Consider the following 14,615-nt stretch of genomic DNA (forward strand, 5'->3'; position numbering starts at 1 on the left):
CATGCAAGCCAAAGCGACCTCCGAGGAGGTGGTCACCTCGCTCCTGACCGCCTCGCGCGTGCTGGTGGGCGTGGCCGCCCGCTCCCTCGCCGAGGTCGAGAGCGACGTGACGGTCACCCAGTTCCGCACCCTCGTCGTCCTCGCGGCGCACGGCCCGGTCAAGCAGGGCGCGGTGGCCGCCCACCTCGGGGTCAACGCGTCGACCGCGCTGCGGATGATCGACCGGCTCGAGCACGCCGGCCTCGTGGAGCGGCGACCGAACCCCCGGAGCCGGCGCGAGCTCCTGGTCTCCCTGAGCGACGCCGGCCGTCTGGTCGTCGACCGGGTGACCGATCGACGGCGCCGCGAGCTGCAGACGATCGTGCGCCGCCTCGCTCCGCAGCGGCGTGCCGCCGTCGTCGAGGCGCTGCGCGACTTCGCTGCGGCAGCCGGCGAGCCGGAGCCGGTCGCGGGGACGCTCTGGGGTTGGTCCCTCGTCGGTGAGTGAGTCGTCGCTAGCCTGAGCGGGTGCAGCTCGGCCAGTACCCCGACCCCGGACATGTCGTCGCCCACCTCAGCGACCCGCACCTGCTCGCCGGCGGCGCCCGCCAGTACGGCGTCATCGACACCGAGGCCGGCCTCGAGCTCGCCCTCGCCCGGCTGACCCGGCTCGACCCGCTGCCGCAGGTCCTGCTCTTCACCGGCGACCTCGCCGACAAGGCCGAGCCGGCGGCGTACGCGCGGCTCCGCGAGATCGTCGAGCCGGCGGCCGCGGCGATCGGCGCCCAGGTCGTCTGGGTGATGGGCAACCACGACGAGCGCGCGGCGTACTCCGAGGGCCTCTTCGGCGAGCCCCTGGCCGATGACGGAGCGGACGCGTGCCAGGACCGCGTCCACGACGTGGCGGGGCTGCGGGTCGTGTCGCTGGACACCAGCGTGCCGGGCTACCACCACGGCGAGATCACCGACGCCCAGCTCGCCTGGCTCGGCGACGTGCTCGGCACCCCGGCGCCCCACGGCACCCTCCTGGCCCTGCACCACCCGCCGATCCCGATCCCGATGATGCGGGCCGCCGACGTCATCGAGCTCTACGACCAGCACCGGCTCGCCGAGGTGCTGACCGGCACCGACGTCCGCTGCATCCTCGGTGGCCACTTCCACTACTCGACCTACTCCACCTTCGCGGGCATCCCCGTCTCCGTCGCGTCGGCGACCTGCTACACCTCCGACCCGGCGCCGCTGGAGCGGTTCGTCTCCGGGGTCGACGGGCACCAGGCGTTCACGATGGTCCACGTGTACGACGACCGCATCGTGCACACCGTCGTGCCGGTCGCCGAGGCGCCCGAGGTGAGCGGCTTCCCGTCCGACGTGCGCGCCCAGGTCGAGGCGCTGACGCCGGACGAGCGGCGCGAGCTCCTGTCGCGCAAGGACTCGCCCGTGTACACCGGTGAGATGGAGGTACCGGGGACCGTATGAGCCAGGCACTCCTGTGGGGACTGGTCGCCGCGGGGTCGCTCCTGGTCGGCCAGCTGCTCGCGCGACCGTTGGGCCGCTCGACGCGGACCGTCGGGCTGATGATGGCCTTCGGTGCCGGCACGCTGATCAGCGCGGTCGGCTACGAGCTGATCCCCGAGGAGAACCTGCAGCTCGGCTGGGAGGTCGGCGCGGCGTTCCTGGTCGGCGCCCTCGTCTACTACGCCGGCGCGCGACTCGTGGACCGCGGCGGCAGCTCAGGGGCCGCGCTCTTCCTCGGCGCGCTGCTGGACGGGATCCCCGAGTCGTTCATCCTCGGCCTCGGGCTGGCCCTGGGCGGGTCGGTCAGCGTCGCCTTCTTCGCCGCCGTCCTGCTCTCCAACGTCCCCGAGGGCCTGGCCGGCACCACCGACCTGCGCGAGGCCGGCTTCTCCGAGCGGCGCGTCACGCTGATGTGGTCGACGCTCGCCGTGGTGTGCGGGTTCGTCTCGCTCGGCGGCTACCTGGTCGCCGACCAGGTGGCGCGGGCCGGCGAGATCGCCAGCGCCTTCGCCGGCGGCGCCGTGCTCACGATGCTGGCCGACTCGATGGTGCCGGAGTCCTACGAGCGCGCCGGACGGGTCGCCGGTCTGCTGACGGTGCTCGGGTTCCTCGTCGCCGGCGTCCTCTCGGCGCTGCAGTAGGCCGTCAGGCGCTGTCCTCGCCGACCATCTCCGCGAGGATCTCCTCCAAGGTGGCGACGACGACCGGCCGGACGTCGCCACCCGTGCCGATCCAGCCGACCCCGGGCTCGTAGCGGCGGATCACCCGGGCCGGCGCACCGCCGACGACGGTGTGGTCGGGCACCGACCCGCGCACCACGGCACCGGCGGCCACCACGACGTTGCGGCCGATGTCGGACCCCGGCAGCACGATCGCGCCGTGCCCGAGCCACGAGCCGGACCCGATCCGCACCGGCTGGTGGGCCCCGAACTGGTCGCCGATCGGGACGTGCGGGTTCTGGTAGCCGTGGCCGGAGTCGGAGACGAAGACGTCCTGGCCGAACCAGACGTCGTCGCCGATCTCGATCGAGGAGTGCGCCACGATCGTGATCCGTCCGCCGAGCACGCAGCGGTCCCCGACGACCAGACCGCGCTCGGGGAGGTTCGGGTCGTCGGGTCCGTAGCCGACGGCGAGCGTCGCGTGCCGGCCGACGAGCACGCCGGAGCCCAGGTGGATCGAGCGGGTCCCCATCAAGGTGACGGCGGGGAAGCCGATGCACGAGTCCGCCCCGAAGCTGCCGAACCCGTCGGCCGCCCGGGTGCCCGGCACGATCTTGCCGACCCGGTCCAGCCACCGCCAGCCGGCCAGCACCGCGGCGTTGACCGGTCGCGTGAGCCCCACGGCCGGGAGCGTAGCGGGCCGCCGGCCCGGGCGTCCGGCGTATCCCGCGCGGGTCCCTGCGGCTGCTGGGCGTCAGGCCGGCGCGAGCGCGGTGAGCTCGGCGATCTCGTCGGTGATGCCCTGCACCAGCACCTCGGGGTCCGGCACCGCGACCGCGTCGACCTTGAAGCCGACGTGCACCTGGCCGCCGTACCCGATGATCGAGGTGGAGAAGCTCTGGTCGGCCGACATCGGCGCCCAGCCCCACAGCCGGGTGATCGGCAGCCCGGCGAGGTGCAGCGGCTCGTCGGGACCGCGCACGCTGGTCGTCACCCCCGTCGCCTTGCGGGCGAAGAAGTCGGTGGCGAGGACGCGCACCCGCGGGTGCAGGAAGCCCATGCCCTGCAGCATCGAGTAGGACACCCACGCCTCCGGGGACTCCTTGATCGCCCGCATCCGGGTCGCGGTCTCGACCAGGCGACCCAACGGGCTCTCGACCGAGGTCGGCAGGTCCAGCAGGACCAGCGCGAAGGAGTTGCCGAGGTCGTCGGCTCGCAACGCCTGCGACCCGCGCACGTCGACCGGCACCATCGTGGGGACGTCGGCGGGGTCGTCGACGCCGTGGAGGGCCAGCCACCAGCGCAGCGCGCCGGCCAGGGCCGACATGACGACGTCGGTGACGGTGGCGCCGGTCGCCCGGCGCAGCGGACGCAGGGCGTCGACGTCGATCCCCGGCGCCCAGACGGCGTGCTTGTCGTGGTGCGGCGCCACCGCGAGCGGCGAGTCCGGTCGCCTGGCCAGCACCAGGTGCTCGGCCACGGCCGGTGCGGCGACCAGCCGGCCGACGCCCGGGAGCCCCTTCACGGTGGCCGCTGCCGAGCGCAGCAGCGGGAAGGACCACCCGCCGCCACCCGCCCCGGGCTCGTCGACGGAGGTCCCGAGGTCCTCGTCGGCCAGCGACATGATCACGCGGAACAGCGCGGTGCCGTCGGCGAGGGCGTGGTGCAGGCGGGTGTAGACCGCCGTGCCGCCCCGGTAGCCGTGGATGAGGTGCGCCTCCCACAGCGGGTGCTGCTGGTCGAGCGCACGGGACATGAACCCCGACACGTGGTCCTGCAGCGCGGCGTCGTCGCCCGGCTCGGGCAGGGTCGCCTCCACGACGTGCCGCTCGATGTCGAAGTCCGGGTCCTCCTGCCACCACCGCGACGGCCACGGGAACCACGACCAGGTGGCGCGCTGCTTGAAGCGGGGGAATCGCTCGGCGACCCGCTCCTCGAGCAGCTGGACGTACGTCTCGCGGTCGAGCTCGCCGTCCACGACCATCAGCCCCTCGACGACCATCAGGTTGTCGGGCTGGTCCATCTCGAGCCATACGTCGTCGACGGGGCGTACGGCACGCCTGATGCCGGGCATGCCCTCACGGTGCTCCGGGACCGACCGGTCCACCCAGGGTCGGAAGTCATGCAGGCAGGGGTCGTGCGCCTCCGGACCGGACCGCACCAGGACGCGAGACTGACAGCCGGAGGTGACCCCCATGGACCGCCTGACCCCGCTGTCCTACGCGTTCCTCGCCGCCGAGGACGTCGATCCCGCCGCGTGCCTGGTCATCGGCTCGATGGCCGTGATCGACGGTCCGGCCCCGCCCCTGGACGAGGTGCGGGCGCTCGTGGCCGAGCGGCTGCCGTCCGTGCCCCGCTACACCCAGCGGATCGAGTCGAGCCGCCTGGGCCTGCAGGCACCGGCCTGGGTCGACGTCGCCGAGGTCGACCTCACCGAGCACGTGACCGAGCTCGCCGTGCCCGCGCCGGGCGGTCGCGCCGAGGTCGCCGCCGTGACCGCCGGTCTCCTCTCCCAGCGGATGGACCGCTCCCGGCCGCTGTGGGACGTGACCGTGTGCCACGGCCTCCCCGAGGACCGGTGGGGCCTGGTCATGCGGGTCCACCACGCGCTCGCCGACGGCATCTCCGGCACCGGTCTCTACCACGTCGTCTTTGACTCCGACGGCGCGCGCGACGAGCCACCGCCGCCGGCCCCCCGGGCGGCCCCGGGCGTCGCCCGGCACGGGCTGATCCACACGGCGGTCTCCGCGGCCCGCGGCGCGATCGCCCTCGGTGCCGCGATGTGGCCCACGGCGGACGCCGGCCTGCTCGGCCCGCTGGACGGCGAGCGCCGATACGCGTGGGTCGAGGTCGACATCCCGTCGACGGCCGCGCTCCGGCACCACCTCGGCGTCAGCCTGAACGACCTCGTGCTGGCCGCCGTCGCCGGTGGCCTGCGCGAGCTGCTCCTGGCGCGCGGCCGGCAGCCCGACCCGCACGCGCTGCGATCGCTGCTGCCGGTCTCCTCCCGGACACCCGGGACGTCGGGGTCGCCGGACAACCAGGTCACGCTGATGCTGTCGGTGCTCCCGGTCGAGGTGGCCGACCCCGTCGACCGGGTCCGGGCCGTGCACGAGCGCGTCGCCGCGCTGCGCGCCGCCCACGAGCCCGAGGCCGGGGTGGCCATGCAGCAGCTCGCCGGGCTGCTGCCGTTCCCGGTGGTCCACTGGGGCCTGCACGCGATCTTCCGGTTCCCCCAGCAGCAGGTCTCGACGGTGACGACGAACGTGCCGGGCCCGCGTGCGCCGCTGACGTGCCTGGGCCGCCCGGTGCGCCAGCTGCTGCCCGTCGTCCCGATCGCCGAGCGGGTGCAGCTCGGCTTCGCGGTGCTCAGCTACGTCGACACCCTCACCTTCGGGATCACGGCGGACGCCGGGAGCTCTCCCGACGTCGAGGTGCTGGCCGACGCCGTGGGCGCGAGCTGGCAGGCGCTGCTCGACGCCGTCCCGGTGGACGGCTGATCCCCGGCCGGGTCGACGGTCGCGGCTACCGGCAGGCGAGCACGCGGACCGCGCCCTGGGCCCCCACGTCGGCCGTGAACCTCAGCACCCGGCGGGCCCGGTCGTAGCGGAAGTCCGTCCGGTGCCCGTCCGCCTCGACGGCGCACGGCGCCCAGGACTCCGGGAGTCCCGCGAGGGTCGCCTGCACGGCGTACCGGCGGGCCTGCACGGCGTCCAGCGACACGGTCCACGCGCGCGACGTCACCTGCGACGTCAGGGACTCGCCGGTGCCGAGCGTCCCCTGGTGCACCCCGGGCGCCGGCGCCGCGACGAGGCCCCGCTGGCCCTCGCGGTCCCCGACGTGCACGACCTCGTCGCCGTAGTCGCTGAGCGTGTCCACCGACCGCGGCAGCAGCGGCAGGACCGCTCCGGCCCGCAGGAACAGCGGGATCGTCGACAGCGGCGCCGCGGCGGTGACGGTACGCCGGCCCGGCAGCACCTCCGCGCGGTGGAGCGTGATCCTCCCGTCACCGGTCACCGTCCAGGCGCGGGCGAGCTCGATCCAGTCGCCGGCGGGCAGGTAGACCTTCCGGGCGACCTGGCCGGGCCTGACGACCGGGGCCACCAGCAGGTCGGAGCCGAACAGGTATTCGCTGTCGGTCCGCACCGCCTGCGGGTCGTGCGGGGCGACCAGCGCCAGGTGCCGCATCAGCGGCATCCCGTCGGCCTGGTACGCGTCCTGGCTGCCCGCGACGTAGGGGTAGAGCATCGTGCGCAGCCGCGCGTACCGCTTCCACGTCGGCGCGACGTCCGCGTCGGTCACCTGCGGGATGTCGGTGAACGGGTGGATGCCGTCGGCCTCGGTGCGCATGACGCCGGTGAACGCGCCGTACTCGATCCAGCGGTTCAGCAACTCCGAGGTCGGCTCGCCGTCGCCGGGCAGCGAGAAGAACCCGCCGATGTCCGGGCCCCAGACGGACACCCCGGACAGCCCCATCGACAGGCCCTGGCGCACCGAGGACGACAGCCCGTCGAACCCCCAGGTGCGGGTCGGGTCGCCACCCCAGACGATCGACGACTCCTTGATCGCGTCGGTCCAGCCGGAGCGGTTGAAGCGCAGCAGCGGACGCGGCGCGGTCTCCTCGAAGGACCGGGCGGCCGCGTGGTACTGCTCGACGTACCGGTTGTGCATCGCCGGCCCCGGCGTCCCGTCGTCGCTCACGACGTCGCGCGGCGTGTACTCGCCGAAGTCCTCCATCCAGCCGTCGTAGCCGTCGTCGACGGCCTCCCCGAGCAGGCCGTGGAAGAAGTCCACCCCGGCCTCGCCGGAGAAGTCGATCTGCGACACCTCGAAGTGGGTGGCGGTCCAGTAGGGGTAGACCAGGGCCGAGTCGTCGAGGTTGCGGGTGTACGCCCCGGCCTCGAGACCCTCGCCGTACGCCGGCTGGTACTTCGTGCAGACCATCGGGTTGAAGTAGGTGGTGACCGAGACGCCCAGCGCGTGCAGCGCCGACGTCTGTGCCCGCTCGCGCTCGGTGTCCTGCGAGCCGCAGGGGAGGTAGTGCGTGTAGGTCTGGGCGACCGACAGGGGGACGCCCCGGTGCCGCTGGCCGGTCACGTCGGTGACCGAGTCGTCCGGCGGCTGGAACCACACCCCGTAGAGCGCCGGCGTCGTCGGGGCCGGCTGACGGCCCACCGCGGTCGACATCCGGGAGAGCACCTGGGCAGGCGTCGGTCCGCCGAAGACCCGCAGGTCGAGGTGGTCGGCCTCGACCGAGAGCCGGTTCACCTGCGGGTGCGCCGCGGTGGCCAGCTCGAAGGTGCTGTCCTCGTCGTCGTCGACCAGCACGCCGTAGCCGCCGGTCGAGAGGATCCACGGCACCGGGAAGTACGTCGAGTCGGCCCGACCGCCGAGGCCGGGCGGCGGCACGAGGTGGACCAGCGCCGCCGACTGGTTCTTGCGGTAGGGGCCGTCCATGACCCGGTTCAGCACCGAGCGCCCCCGGTGGTCGAGGCGGTCGGAGCGCTCGCCGAGGCCGAGGTACCGCTCGCCGCGGGGCGCCCGCAGGTCCAGCGACACCGCCTCGATCCCCTCACCGTGACCGGTCAGCCGGACGGCGTACGCCCCGTCGGTGGGCTCGACCACCGCGGTGACCGACAGGCCGGGGTCGGCGGTGCCGAGCTCGATGGTGTCACCGTCGACGGACACGACGTGGTCGGCCGGCACGCGCCCGTCCGCGGTCCGCACCGCCACCGCATCCCGCGCGACGGTGGCGACGACCGTGCGGTCACCCCGGACGAACCGCACCGACCAGTCCCCGCCGACCGGTGCGGTCACCTCGGCGCGCAGGCCGCTCGGGGCGAGGTCGTGCCGAGCAGTGGCTGGCTGCCGGCCTGCCGGGACCTGCTGGGGAGCGGCCACGGAGGAGCCGGGGACGGAGGCGAGGGCGGCCCCGACCAGGGCGAGACCGGTGGCGGGCACGATCAGGCGGCGCATGGCGCGCATGCTGGCACGCGACGCCGCCCGCCGTACCGGTTTCCCGACCGGTCGTGACCGGTTCGGACCCCATTCACCCGCCACGGGTGAGTCCGGGCCGGAGCTGCCTGACCTAGCGTCGGTCGGGTGGACCTGAGTCAGCTCGACCTCTCCCGGTTGCAGTTCGCCACGACCACGATCTACCACTTCGTCTTCGTGCCGGTCACCATCGGCCTGTCGTTCCTCGTGGCGGTCCTGCAGACCTGGTGGCACCGCTCCGGCGACGACGAGCTGCGCCGCCTCACCCGCTTCTTCGGGACGCTGCTGGTCATCAACATCGCCATCGGCGTGGTCACCGGCATCGTCCAGGAGTTCGAGTTCGGGATGAACTGGTCGCAGTACTCGCGGTTCGTCGGCGACGTCTTCGGCGCGCCCCTGGCGATGGAGGGCCTGGTCGCCTTCTTCCTCGAGTCGACCTTCCTCGGGCTGTGGCTCTTCGGCTGGAACATCCTCCCCCGCGGCGTGCACCTGGCCTGCATCTGGGCGCTCGCCGTCGGCACGGCACTCTCGGCCGCGTTCATCATGGCGGCCAACTCGTGGATGCAGCACCCGGTCGGGATCGACATCGACCAGACGACCGGACGGCCGGTGCTCACCGACATCGGAGCGCTGTTCACCAACCCGGTCTTCATCTGGGGCTACGCCCACGTGCTGCTCGCCTCCCTGCTCACCGGTGCCGTGCTGATGCTCGCCGTCTCGGCCTGGCACCTGCGGCACGGCAGCAGCCCGGACGCGTTCCTGCGCACCGCCAAGCTGTCGCTGGTGGTCCTCCTCCCGACGTCCGTGCTGGTGCTGATGGTCGGCAGCCACCTCGGCGTGGTCGAGACGACCTACCAGCCGATGAAGGTCGCCGCCATGGAGGCACAGTGGGAGACCTGCTCTCCCTGCTCGTTCTCGGTGGCCCAGACGGGCGGGTGGACGAGCGACGACCAGGACGCCACCAAGGTCATCGAGATCCCCCACCTGCTCTCGATCCTCGCGACCGGGTCCTTCGACGGCCAGGTCACCGGCCTCAACGAGCTGCAGGCGCAGTACGAGCAGAAGTACGGTCCCGGCGACTACATCCCCAACCTGCCCGTCCAGTACTGGTCGATGCGGACGATGGCCTACATCGCGTCGGTGATCCCCCTGCTGGTGCTCTGGGGCCTGTGGCTGTGGCGCCGCGGTCGGCTCGCCACCTCGCGTGCCTTCCAGGTGGTCGCGACGTGGTCGGTGCTCACACCGTTCATCATGAACACGGCCGGGTGGATGCTCACCGAGAACGGGCGACAGCCGTGGATCGTGCAGGGCCTGCTGCTGACCGAGGACGGCAACTCACCATCGGTCAGCACCGAGGAGGTGCTGCTCACCCTGGTCGTGTTCTGGGCGATGTACGCCGTCCTCGGGGTCGTCTGGGTCCACCTGATGCGCCGCTACGCCCGTCGCGACCTCGGCGAGGTCGGTGACGGCCCGGGCGCCGGCGACGGTGGCGACCCGACCGACTCCCGACCCGTCGTCCTGACCTACTGAGGCCGGAGGGGAGACGTCATGAGTCTGGCAACGGTCTGGTTCGTCGTGGTGGCCGTCTTCTGGGTCGGCTTCTTCGTGCTCGAGGGCTTCGACTTCGGGGTCGGCGTGCTGCACCGGTTCCTGGGGCGCACCGAGGAGGAGCGCCGGCAGGCGATCGAGACGGTCGGCCCGCTCTGGGACGGCAACGAGGTCTGGCTGATCGTCGGTGGCGCCGCGATCTTCGCCGCGTTCCCGGACTGGTACGCGACCTGGTTCTCGGCCGGCTACCTGGCGCTGATGCTCGTCATCGTGGCCCTGATCATCCGCGGCGTCGCCTTCGAGTGGCGCACCAAGCACGACTCCGGACGGTGGCGCTCGACGTTCAGCTGGATGCTGGTGACCGGCTCGGTGCTGGTGCCGCTCCTGCTGGGGGTGGCGCTCGGCGACCTGCTGGCCGGTCTGCCCGTCGACTCCTCGGCGGAGTTCACCGGCGACTTCGTCGACCTGCTGACGCCGTACGGCCTGCTCGTAGGGGTCAGCCTGCTGGTGCTGTGCCTGCTGCACGGGGCCACCTACCTCGCGCTGCGCACCGAGGGCCCCGTCGGGGAGCGCGCCCACGCCCTCGCCGGTCGCCTGGCCTGGCCGGCGCTCCTGCTCGTCGTGGCCTTCGCGGTCTGGACGATCGCGATCTCCGAGGGTGGGCCGTGGCGGGTCGCCGCAGCCGCGGTGCCGGTCGTGGCCGCCCTCGCCGCGGCGGTGCTGCTGCGCGAGCGACGCGACGGCCGCTCGTTCGCGGCCACCGCCGTCACCATCGGCGGCGTCGTCGCGGCGCTCTTCGCCAACCTGTTCCCGGCCGTGCTGGTCTCGTCGACGAGCTCCGCGAACGACCTGACCGTGTCGGGCGCGGCCTCCGGTCACTACGCGCTCACGGTGATGACCGTCGTCGCGGTGGTGATGTTCCCGGTGGTGCTGATCTACCAGGGCTGGACCTACTGGGTCTTCCGGCGCCGGGTGGCGCTCCCGCCCGCGGCCGCGACCGTGGCGGAGACATCAGCCTCGTCCTAGTCTGACGGCATGTCGATCTCGGTGGCGCGTCGCGGCGCGCTGGTCAGCACGGTCCTGCTCGTCGCCGGCGTCCTGATGGCGCTCGGCCCCCCGGCGGGGGCGGCACCGGCGGCCCCGCAGCACGAGCGGGCCGACGCGTCGTACGGTGCGATCGCCGGCACCTACTACGGGCACACCCGGTCGCTGCGGATCACCACCCAGGGCCGGGCGAGGGCCGTCATCTACGACGGCTGCTGCACCGAGGTCAGCGACGTCCGCTACCGGCTGTCCCACCTGCACCGCGACGGCGGCGCCTGGGTCGCCCGGGCGACCGTCACGCGGGTGGCGCACTTCGACCGGGACTACGGCCGTCCGCCGCACCGCGGCCAGCACTACCGGCTCCGGGTGCGCAACGACGTCGCGCGGCTCGCGCCGACGTACTACTGCGGACCGTCGGCGCCGGTCGGCTACTGCGGAGCCTGACGGCGCTCGACGGTCCGGGCGGGACCGGCGTCAGCCGGTGACCTCCCGCTCGGCCTCCTTGGCCGCGGCCTTGATGTCGGCGACGGCGACCTCGTCGACCGCCTTCTGCACGACGTGGTCGGCCTTCTCGATGGCCTTCGCGATCTTCACCGCGCCAGGGTCGGAGACCAGGGCGACCAGGCCGGAGTGGCCGGGGTCGATCGCCTCCTGCAGGTCCTCCGCGAGCTGGTGCTTGTGGCGGACGTTGCGCCCCTTGCCGATCGCCGCGCCGGCCAGGCCGGCGACGACGGCGCTGCCGAGGATCGACGGCGGGAAGATGATGCCGAGCGCGACACCGCCGATCGCTCCCCAGGTCGCCCCACGGCCGGTGCTGTGGTCGGTCACCTTCTGGACCGTCAGCTCACCCTCGGTCGACTTGGTCACCACGATGGCACCCTCGACGTCGACGGTGCGGCCGTCCTCGATGGACTTCAGCGCGTCGTAGGCCTCCTTGGCCGAGTCCGGGTCGGCGAAGTCGGCGATGATCAGGGTGTAGATGCCGTCGCTGACGGCACCGATCACGGCGTCGGGCTGGTCGGTCATGGGCGCTCCCTCTCCAGGTGTGGTCCCGCTGTCTCGAGACCGCCCCCCTTCCTACCAGCAGCGGACCTGCCCCCGCAGGCGCTTGGTCACCTCGGGCGTCACCTCGGGCGTCACGCCGGGGCGCGCCACAGCCCGAGGTCGTCCCCGGCGCCGCCGAGCACCCACAGGGTGGACTCGCTGACCGACAGCCCGGTGGCCGGACCTGCCGGCAGCTCGGCCTCGGTCCACGAGTCGCCCCGGCGCAGGAGCAGGCGGGGGTGCGCCCCGGTGACGAGCAGGCTCCCGTCCCCGGCCACGACCACGGCCGCGCCCTCCGGCACGTCGATGTCGGGGACCGAGGCATCGGCGACCGCGCCGGCCGGGGAGACGGTCCACACGGCCAGGTGGCCACCCTCCTGGCCGCCCACCACGCACCCGCCGTCGGCGGCGCAGGAAGCCGACTGCGCCTCTCCCACCAGTTCGGCGGCGCCCGGCAGCGCCACCTCGGTCCAGGGCCCGGCCGCACCGGGCGACGTCCAGATCGCCGGCCCCGTGCGCACCTCCGGGCGGAAGGCCGTGACCGCCCCGACGACGAGGAGCCCGGCCCCGCGGCGCACGATCCCGTGAGCCGCCGGCTGCTGCCGGTCGGTGGCGGCCAGCGCGACATCGGTGGGGGCGCGCCGCATCCAGCGCCGGCCGTGGTGCTCCCAGAGGGCGACGTCCAGGCCGGTGCCGGCCGCGGTCACCCAGGACCCGACCAGGAGCGCCGGGCCGTCCACCGGGGCCACCACGCCGGAGAGGCCACCGGCCTGCGCACCCCCGAAGGTGGTGAACGGCTGCACCTCCTCGGTCAGCCCGGCCGAGGACCCGAGCGTGCCGGCCCACGCGGTCCACCGAGGGATGCCGTGCGCCCCGCCCGACCGTCGGCCGACCGCGTACAGCCGTCGGCCGTCGGTCGCGATCGCGGTCCACACTGCCCGCCGGCCGTAGTAGCTCGCCGGCCGCACGGGCACCGGCGTCACCCCACCGTCGCGGAGCTCGACCAGCCGCGGCCCCGGCCGGCCGTCGCCCGCACCGTTGCTCGCCACGACCACCGAGCCGTCGTCCGTGGCGGCCAGCAGCGCGGGCCGGAACCCCTCGGGCAGCTCGACGGCCGTCCAGGCGGGCCGGACCGGGTCGGGATCCGGCGTGCGGGCGCCTTCACACGCGGTCGCCGTCTGGAGTGCCGCCGCCACGAGCGCGAGCGTCAGCGGCGCACCGTACCGTCCGCGCACCTCGCCCCCTCTCGCCGACCGTGGACCTGACGCAGCGTAGGCGGGGCCGGCGGCTGCGTCGTGGTCCGACGTCCAGACCAGGACGCGTTCTCACGCGTCGAGCCACCCGCTCCCGGGTACGACGGGCGAGGGACGCGATCCGTCCCCTCTCCCCCGCACCTTCGAAGGAGCACCATGTCGAAGATCCTGTTCGTCGTCACCGGCGCGACCGCCTGGACCCTCCAGGACGGCAGCCGGCACCCGACCGGCTACTGGGCCGAGGAGCTCCTGACGCCGTACCGCACGATCACCGGGGCCGGGCACCAGGTGGAGTTCGCGACCCCGGGTGGCGTCAGGCCGGTCGCCGACGAGGCGAGCCTCGCGCCGGACGTCAACGACGGGGTCGACGTGCGCCCCGAGATCGAGGCCATCGAGGGCCTGCGGGCACCCCGGAGGCTCGAGGACGTGCGGCTGGCCGACTACGACGCGGTCTTCTACCCCGGCGGGCACGGCCCGATGGAGGACCTCGCGGTCCACGAGGGCTCCGGCCGTCTGCTCACCGAGGCACTCGACGCCCAGACTCCGCTCGGGATCGTCTGCCACGCGCCGGCGGCCATGCTCGCCGCGGTGCGGGAGGACGGCTCCCCCGCGTTCGCCGGGCGTCGCGTCACCGGCTTCTCCAACGAGGAGGAGCGCCAGGGCGGGCTCGCCGACCGGGCCCGCTGGCTGCTCGAGGACCGGCTCCGCGAGCTCGGCGCCGACGTGACGGTCGGCGAGCCGTGGGCTCCGCACGTCGTCGTCGACGGCACCCTCGTCACCGGCCAGAACCCCGGCTCCTCCGGCGAGCTCGCCGACCGGCTGCTCGAGCTGCTGGCCACCCGGTAGCGGCGGTCCGCACGAGCGCCGACCGCCTGGGCTGCTCTGCGCTCGTCAGGTCGCTCAGGCCTTCTCCGAGATGATCTGGACGAGGTTGCCACACGTGTCGTCGAGGACCGCGATGACATGGGAACCGATGTCGGTGGGAGGCTGGGTGAACTCCACGCCCCGGGCGGCGAGACGGGCGTGCTCGGCCTCGACGTCGTCGACGGCGAACTGCGCTGCCGGGATGCCGTCCTCGGCCAGGGCGTCGCGGTAGGGCTTGACGGCCGGGTGACCGGCCGGCTCGAGCAGGAGCTCGGGGCCGTCGGGGGCGTCGGGTGACACGACGGTGAGCCACGCGTCCTCGCCGAGCGGCACGTCGCGGTGCTTGACGAAGCCGAGGACGTCGACGTAGAAGTCGAGGGCTGCTCGCTGGTCGTCGACATAGATGCTGGTCAGGTTGATCCTCATGGGGTCGTCCTTCCGGTCGTGGGCCATCGCCGAGTGATCTCGCTCAGCGGGGTGGGATCGAAGTAGTGGAACTTCGAGCGGCCTCGCTTCTCGGTGACGACGAGCCCGGCCTCCTCGAGCACTGCCAGGTGCTGGGAGATCGCTTGCCGGGTGAGCCCGAGGCCGTGTCGGGTCGTGAGCAACGAGCACAGGTCGAACAGCGTCCTGCCGTCGCGGGCCGCGAGCTCGTCGAGGATCAACCGTCGGGTCGAGTCGTCGAGAGCCCGGTAGACGTCACTCACGACGCGAG

The 14,615-nt window shown here is 73.5% G+C and carries 15 protein-coding genes; 8 read left to right on the top strand and 7 right to left on the bottom strand.

Going from position 1 to position 14,615, the window contains the following annotated elements:
- Nucleotide 1: 1 nt before the first annotated feature.
- Genes ACILRH_RS10725 through ACILRH_RS10735 form a run of 3 tightly spaced genes read left to right on the top strand, consistent with a single transcriptional unit; the run spans nt 2 to nt 2,135 of the window.
- The gene (locus ACILRH_RS10725; RefSeq protein ID WP_395693128.1) at nt 2-487 is read left to right on the top strand and encodes a MarR family winged helix-turn-helix transcriptional regulator; all 486 of its coding nucleotides are present in this window, start codon (nt 2-4) and stop codon (nt 485-487) included.
- A 20-nt stretch (nt 488-507) separates the two neighbouring features.
- Nucleotides 508-1,455, top strand: a complete 948-nt coding sequence (locus ACILRH_RS10730; RefSeq protein WP_395693130.1) for a phosphodiesterase — start codon at nt 508-510, stop codon at nt 1,453-1,455.
- Entirely contained in the window at nt 1,452-2,135 is a 684-nt protein-coding gene (locus tag ACILRH_RS10735; RefSeq protein WP_395693132.1) for a ZIP family metal transporter, read from the top strand. The genes ACILRH_RS10730 and ACILRH_RS10735 overlap by 4 nt, the downstream gene beginning before the upstream one ends.
- Nucleotides 2,136-2,139: 4 nt before the next feature.
- Here ACILRH_RS10735 and ACILRH_RS10740 read toward each other — a convergent pair whose 3' ends face one another.
- Nucleotides 2,140-2,835, bottom strand: a complete 696-nt coding sequence (locus ACILRH_RS10740) for an acyltransferase (protein WP_395693133.1) — start codon at nt 2,833-2,835, stop codon at nt 2,140-2,142.
- Between the two features lie 72 nt (nt 2,836-2,907).
- The gene (locus ACILRH_RS10745) at nt 2,908-4,227 is read right to left on the bottom strand and encodes a wax ester/triacylglycerol synthase family O-acyltransferase (protein WP_395693135.1); all 1,320 of its coding nucleotides are present in this window, start codon (nt 4,225-4,227) and stop codon (nt 2,908-2,910) included.
- A gap of 121 nt (nt 4,228-4,348) precedes the next feature.
- Here ACILRH_RS10745 and ACILRH_RS10750 point away from each other — a divergent pair, with 121 nt between their 5' ends.
- Nucleotides 4,349-5,653 carry a wax ester/triacylglycerol synthase family O-acyltransferase gene (locus ACILRH_RS10750; RefSeq protein WP_395693137.1) on the top strand — a complete coding sequence of 435 codons (1,305 nt, stop codon included), beginning with the start codon at nt 4,349-4,351 and terminating at the stop codon, nt 5,651-5,653.
- 25 nt (nt 5,654-5,678) lie between these two features.
- On the opposite strand, the gene ACILRH_RS10755 is transcribed toward ACILRH_RS10750, so the two are convergent.
- On the bottom strand, nt 5,679-8,129 hold the full coding sequence (locus tag ACILRH_RS10755) for a TIM-barrel domain-containing protein (RefSeq protein ID WP_395693139.1): 2,451 nt from the start codon (nt 8,127-8,129) through the stop codon (nt 5,679-5,681).
- A gap of 126 nt (nt 8,130-8,255) precedes the next feature.
- Between ACILRH_RS10755 and ACILRH_RS10760 the strand changes: the two genes are divergently transcribed.
- Genes ACILRH_RS10760 through ACILRH_RS10770 form a run of 3 tightly spaced genes read left to right on the top strand, consistent with a single transcriptional unit; the run spans nt 8,256 to nt 11,183 of the window.
- A complete protein-coding gene (locus ACILRH_RS10760; RefSeq protein WP_395693141.1) occupies nt 8,256-9,677 on the top strand; it encodes a cytochrome ubiquinol oxidase subunit I in 1,422 nt (473 codons plus the stop codon).
- An 18-nt stretch (nt 9,678-9,695) separates the two neighbouring features.
- On the top strand, nt 9,696-10,721 hold the full coding sequence (gene cydB / locus ACILRH_RS10765) for a cytochrome d ubiquinol oxidase subunit II (protein WP_395693143.1): 1,026 nt from the start codon (nt 9,696-9,698) through the stop codon (nt 10,719-10,721).
- A gap of 9 nt (nt 10,722-10,730) precedes the next feature.
- Nucleotides 10,731-11,183: a hypothetical protein gene (locus ACILRH_RS10770; RefSeq protein ID WP_395693144.1), complete on the top strand. Its 453-nt coding sequence runs from the start codon at nt 10,731-10,733 to the stop codon at nt 11,181-11,183.
- A 30-nt stretch (nt 11,184-11,213) separates the two neighbouring features.
- On the opposite strand, the gene ACILRH_RS10775 is transcribed toward ACILRH_RS10770, so the two are convergent.
- Nucleotides 11,214-11,765, bottom strand: coding sequence for a DUF1269 domain-containing protein (locus ACILRH_RS10775; protein ID WP_395693145.1), 552 nt, complete (start codon nt 11,763-11,765; stop codon nt 11,214-11,216).
- A 110-nt stretch (nt 11,766-11,875) separates the two neighbouring features.
- Complete coding sequence (locus tag ACILRH_RS10780) at nt 11,876-13,018, bottom strand: hypothetical protein (RefSeq protein ID WP_395693147.1); 1,143 nt, start codon at nt 13,016-13,018, stop codon at nt 11,876-11,878.
- 174 nt (nt 13,019-13,192) lie between these two features.
- Here ACILRH_RS10780 and ACILRH_RS10785 point away from each other — a divergent pair, with 174 nt between their 5' ends.
- Nucleotides 13,193-13,882 carry a type 1 glutamine amidotransferase domain-containing protein gene (locus ACILRH_RS10785; protein ID WP_395693149.1) on the top strand — a complete coding sequence of 230 codons (690 nt, stop codon included), beginning with the start codon at nt 13,193-13,195 and terminating at the stop codon, nt 13,880-13,882.
- 54 nt (nt 13,883-13,936) lie between these two features.
- Here the strand turns inward: ACILRH_RS10785 and ACILRH_RS10790 are convergent, their stop codons facing one another.
- Nucleotides 13,937-14,326, bottom strand: a complete 390-nt coding sequence (locus tag ACILRH_RS10790) for a VOC family protein (RefSeq protein ID WP_395693151.1) — start codon at nt 14,324-14,326, stop codon at nt 13,937-13,939.
- Nucleotides 14,323-14,607, bottom strand: coding sequence for an ArsR/SmtB family transcription factor (locus ACILRH_RS10795; protein WP_395693153.1), 285 nt, complete (start codon nt 14,605-14,607; stop codon nt 14,323-14,325). Before ACILRH_RS10795 ends, ACILRH_RS10790 begins: the two co-directional genes overlap by 4 nt.
- Between the last annotated feature and the right edge of the window lie 8 nt (nt 14,608-14,615).

It is taken from the genome of Nocardioides sp., assembly GCF_044226765.1.
Lineage (GTDB): Bacteria > Actinomycetota > Actinomycetes > Propionibacteriales > Nocardioidaceae > Nocardioides.

Coding starts and splice junctions, on each gene's coding strand:
- cydB (WP_395693143.1), top strand. CDS start 9,696: ATGAGTCTGGCAACGGTCTGGTTCGTCGTGGTGGCCGTCTTCTGGGTC.
- ACILRH_RS10785 (WP_395693149.1), top strand. CDS start 13,193: ATGTCGAAGATCCTGTTCGTCGTCACCGGCGCGACCGCCTGGACCCTC.
- ACILRH_RS10735 (WP_395693132.1), top strand. CDS start 1,452: ATGAGCCAGGCACTCCTGTGGGGACTGGTCGCCGCGGGGTCGCTCCTG.
- ACILRH_RS10745 (WP_395693135.1), bottom strand. CDS start 4,227: ATGCCCGGCATCAGGCGTGCCGTACGCCCCGTCGACGACGTATGGCTC.
- ACILRH_RS10770 (WP_395693144.1), top strand. CDS start 10,731: ATGTCGATCTCGGTGGCGCGTCGCGGCGCGCTGGTCAGCACGGTCCTG.
- ACILRH_RS10755 (WP_395693139.1), bottom strand. CDS start 8,129: ATGCGCCGCCTGATCGTGCCCGCCACCGGTCTCGCCCTGGTCGGGGCC.
- ACILRH_RS10790 (WP_395693151.1), bottom strand. CDS start 14,326: ATGAGGATCAACCTGACCAGCATCTATGTCGACGACCAGCGAGCAGCC.
- ACILRH_RS10725 (WP_395693128.1), top strand. CDS start 2: ATGCAAGCCAAAGCGACCTCCGAGGAGGTGGTCACCTCGCTCCTGACC.
- ACILRH_RS10775 (WP_395693145.1), bottom strand. CDS start 11,765: ATGACCGACCAGCCCGACGCCGTGATCGGTGCCGTCAGCGACGGCATC.
- ACILRH_RS10750 (WP_395693137.1), top strand. CDS start 4,349: ATGGACCGCCTGACCCCGCTGTCCTACGCGTTCCTCGCCGCCGAGGAC.